Genomic DNA, 18712 nt, shown 5'->3' with positions numbered 1-18712 from the left:
TCTGTGAGGTTTGGTAATCGGTAATGGGTAATGGGTAATGGTTAATATTATTCCCAATCACCAATCACCAATCACCTATAACTTAGGTAAAATATCTGGAATCAAATTACCAGGAACTTTAGATAAAGCCAAATTTTGTCCTTGGATACCTAACTCATTATGAAAAGTGCGAATTATTTTGACTATATGGTTGAAAGTTGTGTGATAACCTTCTGTGTTTTTTACCAATCCAGCCAAAGCTTGTACATGATTATCTAAAGATGCTTCTAAATGCTGAGAAATAATTTTTTTATCACCCTTGAAAGATGGATCTGTAACTAATTGATAATGGGCTAAAGCCAAGTTATTCTGTGTTGCCAAAACATCAAAACTGAAATTAATCTGATTTAGAGAGTTAGCCAGTGTGAGAGTTTCTTCATAAGTCTTGATGCACAATTGTAGGAAATTTTGGCGAATTTCCTTAGTTACTTGTGGTAAATTTGCTATATGCCAATAAGCAGTAGCCAGATTATTCTTGGTAGCAGCACAAGCAGCAGGAATATTATTTGGTGTCCGATATTTCAAAGCTTCCCGGTAAAAATCAACTGCTAATTGTAAATTTTCCAATGGTGTTTCATATTGAGATAAATTCCAATAAGCAGTACCAATATTATTTTGAATCATACCATATTTAATTGGCTCATCTTTAGGTTGATAGTGAGCAAGTGCGAAATTATAAGCTGCGATCGCTTTCTTGAGATGTTCCACAGGATCACTATATTGTCCTAAATGCCAGTATGCAGTCCCCAAGTTATTTTGACAAGCGGCATATTTTAAAGGATCAATTTCTTCGGTGCGGTAGCGCAGTGCTTCATTGTAAGCTGTAACTGCTTCCTGCCAATTTTCCACCGGGTTAGAAAACCTTGTTAAATCACCATAAGCTGTGGCTAAATTATTTTGTACACGGGCATAAATTTCCGGTTGACTATCAGGTGTAATCAGTTTGATGGCTAACTGATAAAATTCTATTCCCTGCTGAATATAAGTTTTTGCTTCTTCACTACTTCCTGGTGTGCGGTGCAACATCCAATATAGTGTTCCCAAATCATTTAAAGTATCTGGAAGCTGGGGTGAAGTATCATCATAGCTAACAGCTTCCTGATAGGCAATAATAGCTACCATCAAGTTTTCTAAACTTGACTGTCCCTGTTCAATACGTAACCGATACAACGTTCCTAATTTGTGATAAGCTACTGCGAGTTCTTCCCCAGAAGCTTGCTTAATTTTTAATTTTTCAATTTCCCAAAGTAGTTGTTTTGGTTGTAAGTTTTCCTCTGCATCTTCAGCAATATTCGGATTTAGTGATTCTTTGAATAGTGCAATCAATTCATCACTAATATGCAAGAAAGATGAAAGATCAGGTATAATATCTTCCTTAGTAGATGTTGTCGATAATGGCTGTGATTCATATTCTAGACTTACAGAAGTATCTTCCAAAAAATCATCATCTTCAGTAAAATTAAATTCTTCAATAGCCTTGTTAATCTCCTTTTGTGAGGTGATTGATTCATCAACAACTGATTTTTCTAGATTGCCTAAATCAACACTTCGCAAACTAGAGAAATTTTCTGAATAACTGCGATTTTCTAACGTTGGTGTTGGTTCTCCAGTAAATATAAATACACCAGTTCGATATTGCCAAAATTTCGGTGCTGATTGCTGAATAGCATACAACCAAGGACGAGGAACCCAAAACAACAAACTAGATTCTAAAAATGAACTGGTTTCTTGGGTAGAAAAATACTGTTCACTTAATCGAAGATAGTGCAGAAACAAACGCTGTACCGCTACTGATTGTTTCGTCAGCAGTTCCACACCTACAATCTGAAATGCTGGTATTGGTAAAGGACGGCCTGGAGTGTCTTTTGATTCCCCAACCACAGGAGGAGGATAATTAGCTAACCATTGATTTATCTGCGCTATGGGATTGGGATCGTTTAAATTAAGTCGCAATGTGACTAATCGTGGATAAGCTGGAGTGCTAATTCCCTCTGTCTCTACTGGGTGATATAACACTTGTCCCACTGGATAAGCCAAGGTAGAATGCAACCGAGTAGCTACTTGATTTCTCAAGTGTAAGTCATCACATACAGCAAAAAATATTTGTCGCCGCAAACCTATACTCAGAGCAAATTTTAGGCGCTGATATACTTGCCGATTCAAGGTAAAAATATCTGTAGTTAAAGTTTCATTCACGCTCATAGTGGCTACAACAGCCTAAATACAATATACATAACTGATTGAAAAATCTCCTTAATTCTGATTTCAGGTAAATGTATTTTGTTCAGGATGAATCAAGTTTTCCAGGTTTAATCACAATTAGCGTATATATTTATACTTAATTTCTTTTTAATTTTAGCAAAAAATAAAAAAAATCAGGTTCCTCCTGAGATGGAAACCTGAAAAGTAGAAAATATTAAATTTTATTAAATTACTTGGCTTTTGCTTTTAGTTGACATTGGACACGGTAAAGGCGACAAAAATTAAACCACCTACCAAAAGAGCAGCAGCAATTCCTAAAATAATATAGTTGCGCTTTTGTCCAGTCGTAGGTGGTTCTGCTGGATAAACCTTGGGTTCTTGGGCAAAATTGTTGAGAAGACCGCCTTCTTCGTTGGTATAGGGCATGAAGTTTTTCCTTGTTATCTTCTTTTATTTAATGTGCATTCATTATATAGCAACCAGATTTGATTTTTAATAGCTGTAAAATAGGAAGTGGATATATCCCCGACTTATTCAAAAAGCTGGGGATTTGGATATTACGTTTTTTACAGTTCAGTTACTTCTCCAGAGTCAAAAGTTGATACAAAGTTTTACAAATTGCTATAAAAATTAACACAACTATCCCTAAATCTGGATAATTGATCAGCAGCTATTGTGACTCACATTCCCGTTTCGTAATAAAATGCCGATAACGAAACATCGCTTCTAACTGCAATTGAATTAACCAACCACTGACAAATTCCACTCCATCACCACCAGGCATAGAATAAGAAATATTATCAGTTAATCTAGTCTTTCCATCTTCTTCTGTAAACTCATGACGATGCACCCAAGACTCAAAAGGTCCTGATATTTGTACATCAGTAAACAACCGATATTGTTCAAAATCTGTATGACGCGCTAACCAAGTTAAAGGTAAAAGTCCAATAAATAATTTAAACTCAGTTATTGCACCCTCATTAAGTCCCCCTTCTCGACGCAATACTTGTACAGGTTGCCAAGGTGGGGTAAGTAGTTGTAAAATATCTTGTCTTTCATGGAATTTCCAAACTACTTCGACAGGTGCGTGAATAATAGAACAATGAGTAAAGTACAGCATGAAACGAAAACCTTAACCTTAACCTTTAATGTAAGTATTCAGCTATCAGTAATCAGTAATCAGTAATCAGCTTTTACCTAGAGTTAGATAGGTTTGTCATAAAATGAGCAGAATGTTGTCAAATCCCACAAGTGTTAATGAGAGAAAGTTACAGGTGAGTATTGATGTTTTTCTTCTTTTTTGCTGATGGCTGATGGCTGAATGCTTACCTTTTAATTATCCTTCATATTCGGTGTCTATTTCAATATCTAGCGTATCTTCATCAATTCTGATAGACAAAATATTCGGACGACAACAAACTTGACAATCTTCTACATAAGTTTGCATCATTCCTGCACTAATATCAATAAAAGTTGTGTTTTCTTCTCCACAATAAGCACAATAAAATTCTGATGTATTTTGCATTCTATTTGTTGGGTAATTTGGGTAATATTTATGGACGTAGACAGAGTAGTTAGGACATCAACTATCATGAAACTTTTACTAAAAAAAGGTTTTACTCCTGACTCCTGACTCCTGACTCCTGCTATAATCTTTATTTAACTGGGGAAGCGGAACGAAAATGACTCGTTGCTTCATGTAAATGTTTTATTAGTGTAGACTGGGGTAAAGGTCCTTGCAAGTGATTCCAAGGTAAAATTTGCTCAGTAGACCAATGACTATAAACGTAAAAATCTAAATCGGGAATTTTCCCTTTTAACTCTTTAAAAGCACGTTTATAACTTCCCAAAGAATCACCAAAATCACGAGTTAATTCTAACAGATAAGATAATCTGCGATCGCCTCTCGATAACAAAGTTTGTATAATAGACCAATTATAACTTTCTGGACGAAAATCTATACCTTGGGGTTTTAGCTGTTTTTGTAAAAACTTTAACCGTTTCTCAGCTTCCTTATTTACCCCAAACCATTGAAAAGGAGTGTGTGACTTAGGTACAAAGGTGCTACATCCTAGAGTTAACCGCAAACCAGAAGCAGCTTTTTTAACATTTTTCATCATTGCTACCGTTGCATCTAAATCTGCCGATTCTTCTCCAGGAATACCCACCATCCCATATAATTTTAAACTAGATAAACCCCCGGCTTTTGCATTTACAGCAGCTTGGATAATTTCCTCATTATCTAATTTTTTATTAATAATTTGACGTAAATTTTCCGAACCACTTTCTACAGCAATAGTCAAAGAACGAGTATCACGTTTTGCTAAAGTTGCAGCTAACTTTTCTGTAACCGTATTTGTTCTCACCGAAGCAACACTCAACCGCACATCATCATATTTTGGTTGACTTATATAATCTAATAACTCAGAAAATTCAGGATGTTGTGTCACCGAAGCACCCAATAAACCCAGACGGTTAGTAACTTTTAAACCCTGTTCAATAGCAGGAATTAAAGATTTTTCTAAACTCGCAGTTCTAAAAGGTAAAGTTAAATAACTTGCTAAACAAAAGCGGCACATTTCAGGACAACTCCGCACCACTTCCACCATAAAAATATTTTCCCAAGCTGCTTTTTCTGTCACGATAGTAGAAGCAGAAAGAGTATTTCCTCGATAAGTTTGCTTTTGAATAACTGCGGGAATATCACTATCACGAGGATGAATAGATTTTATTTCTCCATCATTGCTAAAATATTCAACATCATATAAACTCGGAATATAAATTCCCGGTACTTGCGCTAAACGTTTTAATTTAACTTCCCGCTGGGCGTTTATAACTTCTTGATAAGCATCAATAAAACTACTTAATAAAATTTCCCCATCACCCAACAAAACCACATCAAAAAAATCGGCAAAAGGTTCAGGGTTAGCAGTCAAAACCGGACCACCACCAAAAACGAGAGGATGATTTTCGGTTCTATGACTTGCACGCAGAGGAATATTTAAAGATTCCAAAAGATTAAAAATATTCACATAATCTAATTCCCAAGACATAGAAAAACCTAAGATTTCTGGATGTCTAGGAAGTTGTTCTTGAATATCAGTAAATAAACGACTTACTTGTAAATCATCACGCATTGCTAAAGTTGCCCAAACCACCTGATAACCAAGACTGGTTATACCCACAGTGTACTCATTGGGGAAAGCAAAAATTAAAGGAATAGCGTCATTTTTAGGGTTTGCTGGGGTAAATAAAAGCTTTTCCGAATCAAATGCAGATGATGTCACAGGTCTTTATAAAAAGTTATCTACACACAATTATAAACCAAGTTAGCAGAAAATAGTAGATTCAGATAAAATCAGAAAAATTAACATTTGGAAAATCTGTAAATTATCAATTTACATCTGCGTTTATCTGCGTTCATCTGCGTTAAATTAATATCTTCCTGAAAATACATTATCAACATTCAGCCGTATCTGCTCACATCTGAAAGCTGATTACTGATTACTGAATACTTACTTATATTTAATTTTCAACCAGAGAATAATAAAATTGAAAAATAAAGTTATGCCATTAGCCATAATAATTGGTACAGCACCCAAAATCATCCCATAAATCAACCACAAAAACAACCCAGTCATAAAAGTAATCAGCATCACAAAAGAGACATCCTTAGCTGATTTTGTTTTCCAGGTTTGGAACATTTGCGGTAAAAATGCGATAGTTGTTAATGTTCCTGCGGCTAATCCCAATGTGTTAATAAAATCCATTTTCTTGAATGGTGAAAATTAAGATATTATCATATAATATAGCAGTTTACGGACGGGCAGGATGCCCATCCCACAAGATAGGACAAGATAGGATAATTTATTTTTTCTCACTCTTGATTATGGGTGGACAATCTGAGAGGATGTTTTAAAATTTGTATTATCTATTCAAAGCAAATGATGATTGTGAATATTGGCATAGCCAATTAGAGTATATTGAGTAATCAATAGTAAAAATAAAACTCTATAAGGTCAAAAAACCTTATAGAGTAGTATTTATAGAAAAATGGGCAGTACCAGACTCGAACTGATGACATCCTGCTTGTAAGGCAGGCGCTCTACCAACTGAGCTAACCGCCCGTGTTTTCCTGACTTAATTAATATAGCACAGGCTTTTTAAATTTTGCAAGGGGTTGGGAAAAATTTTTTTTTGGGGAATAGGAATTACGCAAGATTCGACTCAAAACCTGATTCTTGCGTGGGGGTAACTCATGAATTACCCCTACCGATCTTCTCCAGAGACTATCAATGAAGATCAGAAGTCGGGGATCTGGGTATACTGAAGTTTGACTTTTGACTTTTACTTTTGACTTTTGACTTCTAAAATATGCCCTCTGGACAAACACACGATCGCATTACTATTTGGTCTGTACCTGTGGTAGCAGGTATAACTTTAATTTCCACCCGTAGCAGTAATGTGACGTTGTTGGTTGCTGGGGGGTTTATGTTTGGTGGTTTGATGTTTGGTCCTGACTTGGATATTTATTCTCGTCAGTTTCAAAGGTGGGGTTTTTTGCGTTGGATATGGCTACCTTATCAAAAAAGTCTGCGTCATCGGTCTTTTTTATCCCACGGTCCAATTATTGGTACTACGTTGCGGGTGGTGTATCTAACCACATTTTTAGGAGTTGTAGCGATTTTGCTTTTGGTGATTTTCGCTAAATTGGGTAATGTGGCTTTGAACTGGGGGGAAGTTTGGGGAAGTGTGGGAAAGACTATATCAATATATTATGGGGAATTGTTCGCTTTGTTTTTGGGGTGTGAACTCGGTGCAATGAGTCATTCTCTGAGTGACTGGACTGGTTCAGCTTATAAAAGGTTTCAAAAGCAAGGTGTACAAGGATTGCTACCCAATGGCAAAATAAAAAAGCGTAAAGTTAATAGTCGTGGTAAGCGTAGTTCTCAACCTAGAACTAATAAAAGCCGCACTAAGTAATATTTAATAGATTTAAAACCGCAGAGTACACAAAAAGGGCAGAGTTTAATTTATTATGGCAGAAAATCACAATCCAACATTGGCAGCGTTACAAGAATTAATTGATGTGGTGGCAAAATTGCGATCGCCTGATGGTGGATGTCCTTGGGACTTAGCACAAACACCGGAAAGTCTGACACCGTATATAATTGAGGAAGCTTATGAAGTGGTAGACGCAATTCAAACAGGAGATAAAAAAGCGATCGCTGAAGAATTAGGAGATTTATTATTACAGGTAGTTTTACAAGCACAAATAGCCAGTGAAAAGGGTGATTTTACATTAAAAGAAATTGCCGAAAGTATTTCTCAAAAATTAATTCGTCGTCATCCTCATGTATTTGGTGATGTCACAGTAGAAAATGTAGATGAAGTGCGTCAAAATTGGGAAACTATTAAAGCTGCGGAAAAAGGAGAAACTTTAGAAAAGCAAAAATTGAGTGATAAATTAGATCGTTATCGTCGCAGTCTTCCCCCATTAAATGCAGCAATGAAGATATCTAAAAAAGCTGCTGCTGTGGGTTTTGAATGGAATAATATAGAGGAAGTTTGGGATAAATTTCACGAAGAATTAGGAGAATTTCAACAAGCGTTAGCTGAAGAAACACAGGAAAGACAGGAATCAGAATTAGGTGATTTATTATTTGCCATAATTCAATTAGCGAGATGGCATAAACTTGATCCCAGTGCAGGTTTACAAGGTACAAGTTTACGATTTATTCAAAGATTGCAAAAAATGGAAGATGTCATAGATCGTCCCCTAACAAATTATAGTTTAGAAGAATTGGATGCACTCTGGCAACAAGCAAAAGCTAAACTTGCGAAAGAGTAGGGAATAAAAGTAGGGGCAAACCCCCCATGGTTGCCCCTAAACACAATTAATTAAACATTTTGAAAAAACCTAAAAAAATCAATTACGTAGGGGCAAACCCCCCGTGGTTGCACCAAACATCGGGGGTAGGCACGGGGGCGCTACCCCTACTCATCATTTCCTATTATTTTGCTAGGAATTATTTTTGTATATTTATTATTCCCTATGGGTTATTCCCTATTGCTGATTATCTCGTCAACGTCGATAAAGTATAGAATTTCTCACTAAAAGCATATAATAGAAATATATGTGATATTGATATTATTTTCAGATAAAATAGAAATTAATCAAAAATCTTACTAAATTTTCCCTTAAAAAAAGCCCAAAACAAACATTATAACCCCGATTTTAATCAATAGCATAACATGACTTTTCATCGGTCTACTAAAAAATCTCAAGCTAAAGAATCTAACTCTACAGAATCCCCAAAAGAGGAAGATAAACAGAACAATTTATTCCCTATTGTCGGGATTGGAGCTTCTGCGGGGGGATTAGAAGCATTTACACAATTATTGAACTCTTTGCCCACAGATACGGGTATGGGATTTGTGCTAGTTCAGCATTTGAACCCCCAACAAAAAAGTATGTTGACAGAAATACTGTCTCGCACAACCCAAATACCTGTAACTGAGGCACAGGAAGGAATGACTGTAGAACCGAATCATATTTATGTCATTCCCCCTGGTGTAACAATGACCATTAATAAAGGGGTGTTAAAACTTCAACCCCGTGAAAAAACCTATCAACAACCAATGACAGTTGATAGTTTCTTTTTTTCCTTAGCAGAAGACTTAAAAAACAAAGCCATTGGCGTTATCTTGTCAGGGGGTGATGGAGATGGAACAAGGGGGTTAGAAAGAATTAAGGCAGAAGGTGGTATTACTTTTGCTCAGTGTGAGGAATCAGCCAAAGTTAGTAGTATGCCGAATACGGCGGTAGCTTCAGGTTATGTAGACTTTATCCTTACACCCCAACAAATTGCCCAGAAACTGGCCAACCTTAGCACTCATCCCTACATCAAGCATTCAACAGCAGTGACACAGACTGAAATTATCCCAGAAGAAAAAGATGGACTGTTAAAGATTTTCCAGATTTTAAAGACGGCGACAGGTGTTGACTTTACCCATTACAAGCAGAATACCCTGAAGCGCCGGATTCAGCGAAGGATGATGTTATATAGATTGGATAATTTAGAAGATTACGTTCATTATCTTCAGGATAAATCGGCAGAAATTACCGCCTTATATTACGATGTTTTAATTACTGTCACCTGTTTTTTTCGGGATGCAGAAGCCTTTGAAGCTTTAAAAACTACAATATTTCCAATTATTATTAATAAGCGCAAACCAGATGATCCTATTCGGATTTGGGTTGCTGGATGTTCAACAGGTGAAGAAGCCTATTCTATTGCGATTTGCTTACTAGAATTTTTAACAAACAAGGGAATTAATATCCCTATTCAAATTTTTGCGACAGATATTAATGAAGTAGCCATAGAAAAAGCCAGAGCGGGCATTTATAAACCTAACCAGGTAGGGAATATTTCCCCAGAAAGATTACAACGTTTTTTTGTGCAGGTAGAGGGTGGCTATCAAATTAATAAAGCAGTGAGAGAACTGTGTGTTTTTGCCAGACAAAACTTGATTAATGATCCGCCATTTTCTCGACTGGATTTAATCACTTGTCGGAATGTGCTGATTTATTTGGGTGCTGCTGTCCAGAAAAAAGTCGTGCCAATTTTTCATTATGGTCTTAAACCCACAGGTTTTTTGATGAGCAATAGTGCGCCATTTGGTAGAACTCCACGGTGGTACTGTAGAAGCAGCGAGTCCAGGTAAGGATCAAGGTGCTACTTTTACCGTCAGGCTACCTCTGCACACTAACCAGGAAGAGAGTGATATAGCAGTTACTCAAGAACCAACCCCCCCCGCTGCACCTGCTGTCTCTGTTTCTTACCCATCTTTAGCGGGTGTGCGGGTGCTGATAGTTGATGATGAACCAGACTTGCGTCAATTATTTAAAATCGTGCTGGAAGATTACGACGTTCAAGTAACAGAGGCTACATCTGCACAAGAGGCATTATCAATACTCAAAACTAATTCTGGTGGGTATGATGTCATCCTATCTGATATTGGTTTACCGGAAGAAGATGGTTATGCACTGATGCGTCAAATTAGGGCGTTGAGTGCCGAACAGGGAGGGAAAATTCCTGCTGCTGCACTGACTGGTTATACGGGAGAAGCAGAACAGGCAGAGTCTTTAGCCGCAGGTTTTCAATTGCATATTAATAAACCCGTTGAACCGGATCAATTGGTAAATGTGGTTGCTGTTTTGGCGAAAAGGTCGGTAAATAGTTGACAGTTGACAGTTGACAGTTGACAGTTGACAGTTGACAGTTGACAGTTGACAGTTGACAGTTGACAGTTGACAGGTGACAGGTGACAGTTGATAGGTGACAGGTGACAGTTGACAGTTGATAGTTGACAGGTGACAGGTGATGGGGGCGGAGAAACATAAAGCCAGGGAATAAATTCCCTGTCTAAAAGCTAAAGTCGGTTTTAACCGACTATTTTCTTCGGTAATAGGTGACAGAGAAGAAGAAAGGTAGCAGGGAGAAAAATTAATTCTTCCTCCTGACTCCTGACTCCTGACTCCTGACTCCTGTTAAATTTACAATTTAATTGTCACAGTTTTAATTTCTGTGTATTGCTGTAAACCGTATTCTCCCAGTTCTCTACCCATACCCGACTGTTTAAAACCACCAAAGGGTGCGGCTGCATCAAAGACATCATAACAGTTTACCCATACCGTACCTGCACGGACATTGTTAGCGATCGCATGAGCTTTGGTGATATCCTGTGTCCACACCGCCGCCGCTAAACCATACATGGTATTATTTGCCCGTTGGATCACTTCTTCCACATCTTGGAATTTGATGATACTCATCACGGGTCCAAAAATCTCTTCTTGGGCAATTTTCATTTCATCGCGGACATCTGCAAATACTGTCGGGGTAATAAAATAACCTCTGTCTCCCACTCTATTACCACCATAAAGCATCTGCGCCCCTTCCCGTTTACCTGATTCAATGTAACTCATGACTCGGTTAAATTGTTCCTGGTCTACTTGGGGTCCTTGTTGGGTGTTGGGGTCAAAAGGATCGCCGACTGTACGCTGTCTAGCTGCTTCTACACTTCTATTCACAAACTGATCATAAATTTTTGCTTCCACAAATAACCGAGAACCAGCAGAACAGCATTGTCCTTGATTAAAAAATATCGCTTCATGGGCGGCTTGAATAGCGGCATCTATGTTAGCATCGGCAAAAACAATGTTAGGACTTTTACCACCTAATTCTAAAGTTACCCGTTTGAGGTTGCTTTTTGCAGCCGCTTCCATAATTAAATGGCCGACTTCAGTTGAACCGGTAAAGGCAACTTTATCAATATCATGATGATATGCGATCGCCGCCCCCGCAGTGGGTCCATAACCTGATAAAATATTTACCACACCAGCAGGAAAACCCGCTTCCACAATTAACTCACCCACCCGCAATGCAGATAAAGGCGTTTGTTCCGCAGTTTTCATCACCACAGTATTACCCGTTGCTAAAGCTGGTGCTAATTTCCAAGCTTGCATCAATAACGGGAAATTCCAAGGTATAATTTGACCAACAACTCCCACTGGTTCATGGCGAGTGTAGCAGAAATAAGGACCATTAATAGGAATAGTTTTACCCTGGACCTTATCAGCCCAACCTGCATAATAACGATAACAGGCAATAACTGATTCTATATCCCCTACAGAATCATTGATAGGTTTACCATTATCGAGAGTTTCTAAACGTGCCAGTTCATCAATATTTTCCTCAATTAAATCTGCTAACCTGTAAAGTAAATTACCCCGTTCTGTCGCAGAAATTTTCCGCCATTCGCCATTAAAAGCCTTTCTCGCTGCTTGGACTGCTTTATCTACATCCGCTGCATCTGCTTCTGCAACTTCACAAATTACTTCACCCGTAGCGGGGTTAATGGTAGCAAATTTTTTCTTGCTGACACTTTCCACCCATTCATTATTTATTAGCAGTTGGGTAGGACCTATTTTCACCTGTGGTTGTGGTCTTGTTGCTGTAACCATCAGACGCTCCTGAAATTTTAAGGCTTTTTGTTAAATGCTATTAAATTGGTTCTGGGAGTTATACAATTACGGCTAAATCTTTTATATATGTTTACATTTGCGGGTGTTTTGCGCGGATGGGTGGGTGTAAAAAATTGGTGTTGTAAAAAAATGGCTGTATCTCTTGATAGGCTTGACTTTGGGGTTGTTCTGCTTTTCCAACCACCCGCGCACGTTACACAGACTGGGTTTGGGCGTTTTTTGCTCTTGACACGATTCCTGAAATGGACTATGATGGAGTCACTCGCGCAATCGAACCTTGAAAACTAAATATAGACAGGCTTTCAGGATGCCGCTATTGCAATTTCCAATACTCCCTATTAGGGATTGAAACCTCATCAATAAAAGGTACTCTCCCGACGCTACAATTGCAATTTCCAATACTCCCTATTAGGGATTGAAACGACTTCAATAGTCAGAATTGGGAATCGATTTTTAATTTTTCTGATTGCAATTTCCAATACTCCCTATTAGGGATTGAAACAATTTCTTGCTGTAACTCTATTTGAAAATCTTTAAAATTGCAATTTCCAATACTCCCTATTAGGGATTGAAACGAATTAGCAATATTAGAAATATTTTGATGCCCACATTGCAATTTCCAATACTCCCTATTAGGGATTGAAACTGAATTTATTGACATAGAATCCGCTGCCTCATTACCCAATATTATTGCAATTTCCAATACTCCCTATTAGGGATTGAAACAAAAGAGAAGTAGCCTGAGATTTGTAAGGAAAATTATTGCAATTTCCAATACTCCCTATTAGGGATTGAAACTGAGAAATCCAAGTTTGAATTTGAGTGTTAATATTAGTTTGAAATTGCAATTTCCAATACTCCCTATTAGGGATTGAAACAAGACGGCAGGAAAAATTCTGTTAGACCAGAAAATTGCAATTTCCAATACTCCCTATTAGGGATTGAAACTTTTTCTAAGTGCCAATAACCCTAATCCACCTAATGCAGATTGCAATTTCCAATACTCCCTATTAGGGATTGAAACGAAGGGAAATAAACCTCTCCCCCACTACGAGGAATGCAGAATTGCAATTTCCAATACTCCCTATTAGGGATTGAAACAGTAATAGGATTGTATATTCTTGCCGTAGTTGAACTGCGAGATTGCAATTTCCAATACTCCCTATTAGGGATTGAAACAGGAGTTTTAAATGAATTGAAGTCATTGGCATCTGTGATTGCAATTTCCAATACTCCCTATTAGGGATTGAAACTAATAAATCGTCGGAAGGGAATGCTGAACAGAATGCAGAGAGGTTATTGCAATTTCCAATACTCCCTATTAGGGATTGAAACAATCCTCACCGAAAAAGGAAGGGGTTTAGGTATTTATGGAAATTGCAATTTCCAATACTCCCTATTAGGGATTGAAACATCCAGACAAAAATGAGCTTGTCCTAAGTTGACCATTTTATAGACGAAAATATACTTATGTTGACAAAAATGGACATAAGTTAGCTCAGAAAAATGCCAACTTGATATATAATCCTCAGATATCAAGTATTGAATCAGAGTATTACCGACGCGAAAACCAAGCATTGATAGTGATAGTCTGTTTCCAAATCTTAACCTGAGAAAGTCGCGTTGGGCTACAGCGTGCAAGTCTACTGAGGGATAACCGCTCCCATGCTCCCGTTGAAGTAGAAAGTAAAGTCTAGCTTTGTCTAGGTTTTATATAGCAGAATATCAGTGGGTGCAGCATGGGAATAGTCAGGGAACATCACAAAAGCTTTGACTAAAATTCCCACTCCTAAACCCATTAATGCCATACCAAATAGTAAGCCTGGGTTGTTAGAAGTTGACAACATGAACAAGCCGATAATTATACCCAGGACGAAACCGATGGTTTCTGCACCGTACAGGACGATATCTACAAAGAAATTGCCATAAAGCTTGCTTTTATTAAGGGTTTTACCTTCACCGATAACTGCCCCAATGTCAAACTCTGTGGGTAAACCTAGTTGTTCAGCGTAGGTGCTGAGGGCGCGGACTCGTTTACCTGTGAGGGGATGGGTAGAGTTGAGTTCCATCCACCAACCCCAAGGGTTAAACATATCCCATAAAAAGACACGACCGATTTTTTGCGGATCGGAAGCAATGCGGTAAGCTGTACCCGTAGAAGCTGCGGCTTTGTGGTCATAAATGCCTAAAGCGCGAGTTCCTTCTATTAACCGGCTGGGTTCTTGAGAACGTGAACCTTCTTCAACTATGCCATAGGCAATTTTCACTAAGGCGCGAGAAAGTCCGTTAGGGTTGCCAGTGGTTTCTGCGGCGAAATGGTCTGCAAAGTATTCTCTAGTACGAGAAAGATATAACAGTAGGTAAGTACCAATAATATAAAAGATGTAAGCTACTAAACTGGCTGTTTGCAAAGCATCTTTGATTTTGTTGTCTCCACCACCACGAGAGAACCTTCTAGCTGTGCTGTAAACTAAGTAGCAAATCTGCACTAAGGTAGAAGCTACGGTCATTACAGCAAAGTCCCAGTGAACTATGTGTCCTAGTTCGTGGGCGTAAACGGTGGCTATTTCATCATCATCTAAATAGGTGAAAAGTCCTTGACTGACGACTAACCGCGCACTGTTGGGTAAAGAACCATAGGTGAAAGCGGTGGGGTTTTGGTCGTCAATGATGCCCAGTCTGGGAATTGTGATATTTTTTTGTTGGCAAACTTGGCGAATTATTTTTCCTGTTTCTGGACTTTGGCTTTCAATTTCTGCTAAGTCCACCCAACGGGTATGATACAGCCAGCTTTGGCTAAGATCCATCAGCAAGGGTGACAGGAAAAATGCCGCTGTGTTGAATATTAAGGTAATGGCAATAGCGATCGCTAAACCGGTCATGGGATCGCTACTGTTGTAAATTAATACTAGGCTTCAACCTAAAACAAAAACCATGCCAAATAGTAAGGCTATGGTGACACAGGATGCTAGGGCTAAATTACCACCTACTCCCCCCATTGCTAAGGTTACACCCGTAGCTGCTGCCCTTCCAGCTTTTGCAAAACTAGGCTGGTTAGCTGATGTAAAAAATGGGCGATCTTGTTCTGCCCATTCTCGCACCTGTGGGTTATCACTATTGATTAATTTTTGCCAGATGATTTTCGCTTGTTCGATGTCGCCTATTTTTTGATAAGCTTTCATCAGCCACATTTGCGCTGTGAGATAGTCTGGAGAACTCAGTTCTAGAGAAGTTTCGGAAAATTCCTCTAGCAGATACACTGCTTCTTGATAGCGTCCCTGTTGAAAGGCATCTAAGCCTGATTGTAATGACATGATGTAATCCCGGATCAAGAGGGTGATATTTTGTAATAATTCAGGAGTCAGGAGTCAGGAGTCAGGAGACAGGAGGCAAATAATCAAATAATGATTTCTGCCTTAGGTGTTAAAAAGTTGACTACTGACTTCTGAAAGCTAAATGCTTACATGATCGTTATCTATGAATACTCAATAGATCCACGATTCGTCATCAAAATTTCGCAAAAGTTAAAGAAGAAGCCAGGTGACAGTAAATAGGTAGGGGAAGTAGGGGAAGAGTAACAAGCAACTAATGACTAATGACCAATGACTAATAACTAATATTAAGATTGTTATATTGTGAATTGATTTTTGTGATGACTACTGTAGAAGTTGTTTCTGGTTTAACTGAAATTGCCCAAAAAACTCGTTTAGCTGCTAGTAAATTGGGTGTACTTGCCACTGCGGAAAAAAATCAAGCGATTAATGCGATCGCTCTGGCTTTAGAATCTGCTCAGGATGAAATATTGGCTGCTAATGTGGCTGACTGTGAAGCCGCTATGGCGGAAGGTATCGCTAAACCTCTCTATAAACGGTTGCAGTTAGATGAGCATAAATTAAGAGATGCGATCGCTGGTGTGCGTGATGTAGGAAAATTAGATGATCCTGTTGGTAAAGTCCAAATTCACCGAGAAATTGATAATGGTTTAATTCTCAAACGTATTACCTGTCCTTTAGGTGTGTTAGGTATTATTTTTGAAGCCCGTCCTGAAGCAGCTATTCAAATTGTTTCTTTAGCAATTAAATCAGGTAATGGTGTCATTCTCAAAGGTGGAAAAGAAGCTTTACGTTCTTGTGAAGCAATAGTTAAAGCTATTAAAAAAGGTTTATCTGGTACTGCTGTTAACCCCGATGCTGTGCAATTATTAACAACGAGATCAGAAATTTTAGAACTTTTAAAATTAGATAAATATGTAGATTTAATTATTCCCAGAGGTTCTAATTCTTTTGTGAGGTTTGTTCAAGAAAATACTCGCATTCCCGTTTTAGGTCACGCCGACGGAATTTGTCATCTTTATATAGATCAAGCGGCTGATCTTGAGAAAGCAATTAATATTACTGTAGATTCTAAAACTCAATATCCTGCGGCTTGTAATGCTATTGAAACTTTGTTAGTTCACAGTAGTATTGCTGGGGAATTTTTACCAAAAGTTGCTGAAGCTTTGCAAGGACAAAATGTAGAATTAAGAGGTGATGAAAGCACTTTAAAAATTTTACCTCAGATTGAATTAGCAACAGAAATTGATTGGGAAACAGAATACAGTGATTTAATTTTAGCCATTAAAATTGTTGATTCTTTAGAAGCAGCAATAAATCATATTAGTGAATATGGTTCTCGGCACACAGAAGCCATTGTTACAGAAGATTTAACAGCAGCAACAACTTTTCAAGCATTAGTAAATGCAGCGGGAGTTTATCATAATTGTTCTACTCGTTTTGCTGATGGTTTCCGTTATGGTTTTGGTGCAGAAGTGGGAATTAGTACCCAACAAATGCCACCTCGTGGACCTGTGGGTTTAGAAGGTTTGGTAACTTACAAATATCAAATGTGTGGTGATGGCCATATTGTGAAAACCTACACTGGTGCGAATGCAAAATCATTTACTCATCGAGATTTGGAATAAAATTAAAGCAAATAAAATTAAAGAAAATAGCGATGATAAATATCTGGTAAACAAACAAATTCCAACTATATGGATTGATAACAAATCAAAGTTTTGTTTGTTGTTCCGTGATTTATCCTCGCTATCAGGTGTTATGATTAAAAACACCTACTTTACCTGACTAATTATACCTTGGTTTACGATAATAGTTGCAAGTACCTCGCCGAAAAGTATCCTGGTGAATTTGCTAGATGGTTACTATCATCAGAAAGTTCAGATATCCAGGTACTGAAAACAGAACTGAATCTCGATCCTATTCGTGCTGATTCTGTTACATTTTTACAAATTTCTCAGGAAATTCTGCATTTAGAATTTCAAACTACACCTAAATCCAAACCACCACTAGATTTTAGGATGTTGGATTATTACACCAGATTAAAACGTCAATACTGGTGTCCAATTGAGCAAGTAATTATTTTTCTACAACCTAGCGATTCTGAAATTGTCTTTACTACAGAGTATGTAGACACAAGAACCAGACACGAGTATCGAGTGATTCGGTTGTGGGAAGAAGATCCCGCACCATTGTTAGCAAATCCTGGTCTTTTACCATTAGCGACATTAGCAAAAACCGATTCACCAAATACTTTGTTAAAGCAAGTCGCGGATCAGTTAGATATGATTGAAGAAAACCAGGAAAGAGTCAATATCTCAACCTGTGTACAGCTTCTAGCGGGTTTGCGGTTTGAAAAAGATGTAATTCGACAATTATTTCGAGAGGAAATTATGCAAGAATCTGTGATTTATCAAGATATTCTGCAAAAAGGAAAGCTGGAAGGAAAACTAGAAGGAAAACTGGAAGGAAAACTGGAAGGAGAGGTTTTGTTAATTCTCCGGTTACTTTCTCGTCGCTTTGGTGCGGTTGATGCTGAGATAGAAGAGAGAATTAATCAGTTGTCTACAACTCAATTAGAAAGTTTAGCAGAAGCACTTTTAGATTTTTCTAGTCAAGCTGATGTCATTCGCTGGTTAGAAAATTTTGATAAAAGTGGTTCGTAATCTCAATACCTTCGCCAAAATCAAAAATATCTTGATTTGTAGGTTGGGTTGTTCGCGTTAGCGTTGCGAAGCAATGGAACGAAACCCAACAAATACGTTGATTTTACAGCAGTTTTCATGTATTTGTACCACATCCTTATTGTTATCTTCCTTTCTTCCTTTGCGTCTTTGCGTCTTTGCGTGAGATTAAAAAATGTGGTTCATTTACCTGCAAATCGCTGTAAGTTGGGTTTCACTTCGTTCAACTCATCGAGATTTGGAATAAAATTCAATAAGAAAATATAGCAATTACCGTTCAAGTGAGGTACAAGCAGTAATAATTAAACGCAGATGAACGCAGATAGACGCAGATGATTTTGTACTTCACCAGACTGGGAAAAGCTATAAGCTGTTACGCAGCTAAATTTTATCATCCTATATAGTTA

The 18712-nt window shown here is 37.9% G+C and carries 14 protein-coding genes, 1 tRNA gene, 1 pseudogene and 1 CRISPR repeat array; of the genes and pseudogenes, 6 read left to right on the top strand and 10 right to left on the bottom strand.

The features are described from left to right. Positions 1-75: 75 nt before the first annotated feature. The 7 genes from IQ237_RS00390 to IQ237_RS00360 form a co-directional block, all read right to left on the bottom strand. Positions 76-2241 carry a tetratricopeptide repeat protein gene (locus tag IQ237_RS00390; protein WP_194051105.1) on the bottom strand — a complete coding sequence of 722 codons (2166 nt, stop codon included), beginning with the start codon at positions 2239-2241 and terminating at the stop codon, positions 76-78. Between the two features lie 246 nt (positions 2242-2487). Next, entirely contained in the window at positions 2488-2667 is a 180-nt protein-coding gene (gene psb34, locus IQ237_RS00385; RefSeq protein ID WP_194051103.1) for a photosystem II assembly protein Psb34, read from the bottom strand. A 244-nt stretch (positions 2668-2911) separates the two neighbouring features. Continuing rightward, positions 2912-3361 carry an SRPBCC family protein gene (locus IQ237_RS00380; RefSeq protein WP_194051101.1) on the bottom strand — a complete coding sequence of 150 codons (450 nt, stop codon included), beginning with the start codon at positions 3359-3361 and terminating at the stop codon, positions 2912-2914. Between the two features lie 216 nt (positions 3362-3577). Beyond that, on the bottom strand, positions 3578-3766 hold the full coding sequence (locus tag IQ237_RS00375) for a CPXCG motif-containing cysteine-rich protein (RefSeq protein WP_194051099.1): 189 nt from the start codon (positions 3764-3766) through the stop codon (positions 3578-3580). Between the two features lie 130 nt (positions 3767-3896). Then, positions 3897-5528: a radical SAM protein gene (locus tag IQ237_RS00370; protein WP_194051097.1), complete on the bottom strand. Its 1632-nt coding sequence runs from the start codon at positions 5526-5528 to the stop codon at positions 3897-3899. A gap of 228 nt (positions 5529-5756) precedes the next feature. Continuing rightward, positions 5757-6011: a SemiSWEET transporter gene (locus IQ237_RS00365; protein ID WP_194051095.1), complete on the bottom strand. Its 255-nt coding sequence runs from the start codon at positions 6009-6011 to the stop codon at positions 5757-5759. A 284-nt stretch (positions 6012-6295) separates the two neighbouring features. After that, positions 6296-6368, bottom strand: a tRNA-Val gene (locus tag IQ237_RS00360). A gap of 247 nt (positions 6369-6615) precedes the next feature. Here IQ237_RS00360 and IQ237_RS00355 point away from each other — a divergent pair. The 4 genes and pseudogenes from IQ237_RS00355 (at position 6616) to IQ237_RS00340 (ending at position 10489) form a co-directional block, all read left to right on the top strand. After that, positions 6616-7224 (top strand): metal-binding protein, encoded by a 609-nt coding sequence (locus IQ237_RS00355; protein ID WP_194051093.1) that lies wholly within the window; start codon positions 6616-6618, stop codon positions 7222-7224. A gap of 55 nt (positions 7225-7279) precedes the next feature. Continuing rightward, positions 7280-8092, top strand: a complete 813-nt coding sequence (mazG, locus tag IQ237_RS00350) for a nucleoside triphosphate pyrophosphohydrolase (protein ID WP_194051091.1) — start codon at positions 7280-7282, stop codon at positions 8090-8092. Positions 8093-8496: 404 nt separating this feature from the next. After that, positions 8497-9906: pseudogene (locus IQ237_RS00345) on the top strand (chemotaxis protein CheB); the annotation flags it as partial. A 7-nt stretch (positions 9907-9913) separates the two neighbouring features. Further along, positions 9914-10489 carry a response regulator gene (locus IQ237_RS00340; protein WP_194051087.1) on the top strand — a complete coding sequence of 192 codons (576 nt, stop codon included), beginning with the start codon at positions 9914-9916 and terminating at the stop codon, positions 10487-10489. A gap of 312 nt (positions 10490-10801) precedes the next feature. Here IQ237_RS00340 and IQ237_RS00335 read toward each other — a convergent pair whose 3' ends face one another. From IQ237_RS00335 to IQ237_RS26000, 3 genes are all read right to left on the bottom strand, one after another. Further along, positions 10802-12268 carry an aldehyde dehydrogenase family protein gene (locus IQ237_RS00335; protein ID WP_194051085.1) on the bottom strand — a complete coding sequence of 489 codons (1467 nt, stop codon included), beginning with the start codon at positions 12266-12268 and terminating at the stop codon, positions 10802-10804. Between the two features lie 336 nt (positions 12269-12604). Continuing rightward, positions 12605-13702: direct repeats of the CRISPR family, unit length 37 nt; unit sequence ATTGCAATTTCCAATACTCCCTATTAGGGATTGAAAC. A 290-nt stretch (positions 13703-13992) separates the two neighbouring features. Further along, positions 13993-15171, bottom strand: a complete 1179-nt coding sequence (locus IQ237_RS00330) for a zinc metalloprotease HtpX (RefSeq protein WP_228019432.1) — start codon at positions 15169-15171, stop codon at positions 13993-13995. A gap of 33 nt (positions 15172-15204) precedes the next feature. Then, positions 15205-15603, bottom strand: coding sequence for a tetratricopeptide repeat protein (locus IQ237_RS26000; protein ID WP_228019429.1), 399 nt, complete (start codon positions 15601-15603; stop codon positions 15205-15207). Positions 15604-15941: 338 nt separating this feature from the next. Here IQ237_RS26000 and IQ237_RS00325 point away from each other — a divergent pair, with 338 nt between their 5' ends. Together IQ237_RS00325 and IQ237_RS00320 are read left to right on the top strand one after the other, a co-directional pair. Continuing rightward, positions 15942-17249, top strand: coding sequence for a glutamate-5-semialdehyde dehydrogenase (locus IQ237_RS00325; RefSeq protein WP_194051083.1), 1308 nt, complete (start codon positions 15942-15944; stop codon positions 17247-17249). A 171-nt stretch (positions 17250-17420) separates the two neighbouring features. Beyond that, a complete protein-coding gene (locus IQ237_RS00320) occupies positions 17421-18287 on the top strand; it encodes a DUF4351 domain-containing protein (RefSeq protein ID WP_194051081.1) in 867 nt (288 codons plus the stop codon). Positions 18288-18712: the final 425 nt, after the last annotated feature.

The sequence above is a fragment of the Sphaerospermopsis sp. LEGE 08334 genome, assembly GCF_015207205.1.
Taxonomy (GTDB): Bacteria; Cyanobacteriota; Cyanobacteriia; order Cyanobacteriales; family Nostocaceae; genus Sphaerospermopsis.
The sequence above is the reverse complement of the archived record's forward strand: the minus strand, read 5'-3'. Positions and strand labels throughout refer to the sequence as shown.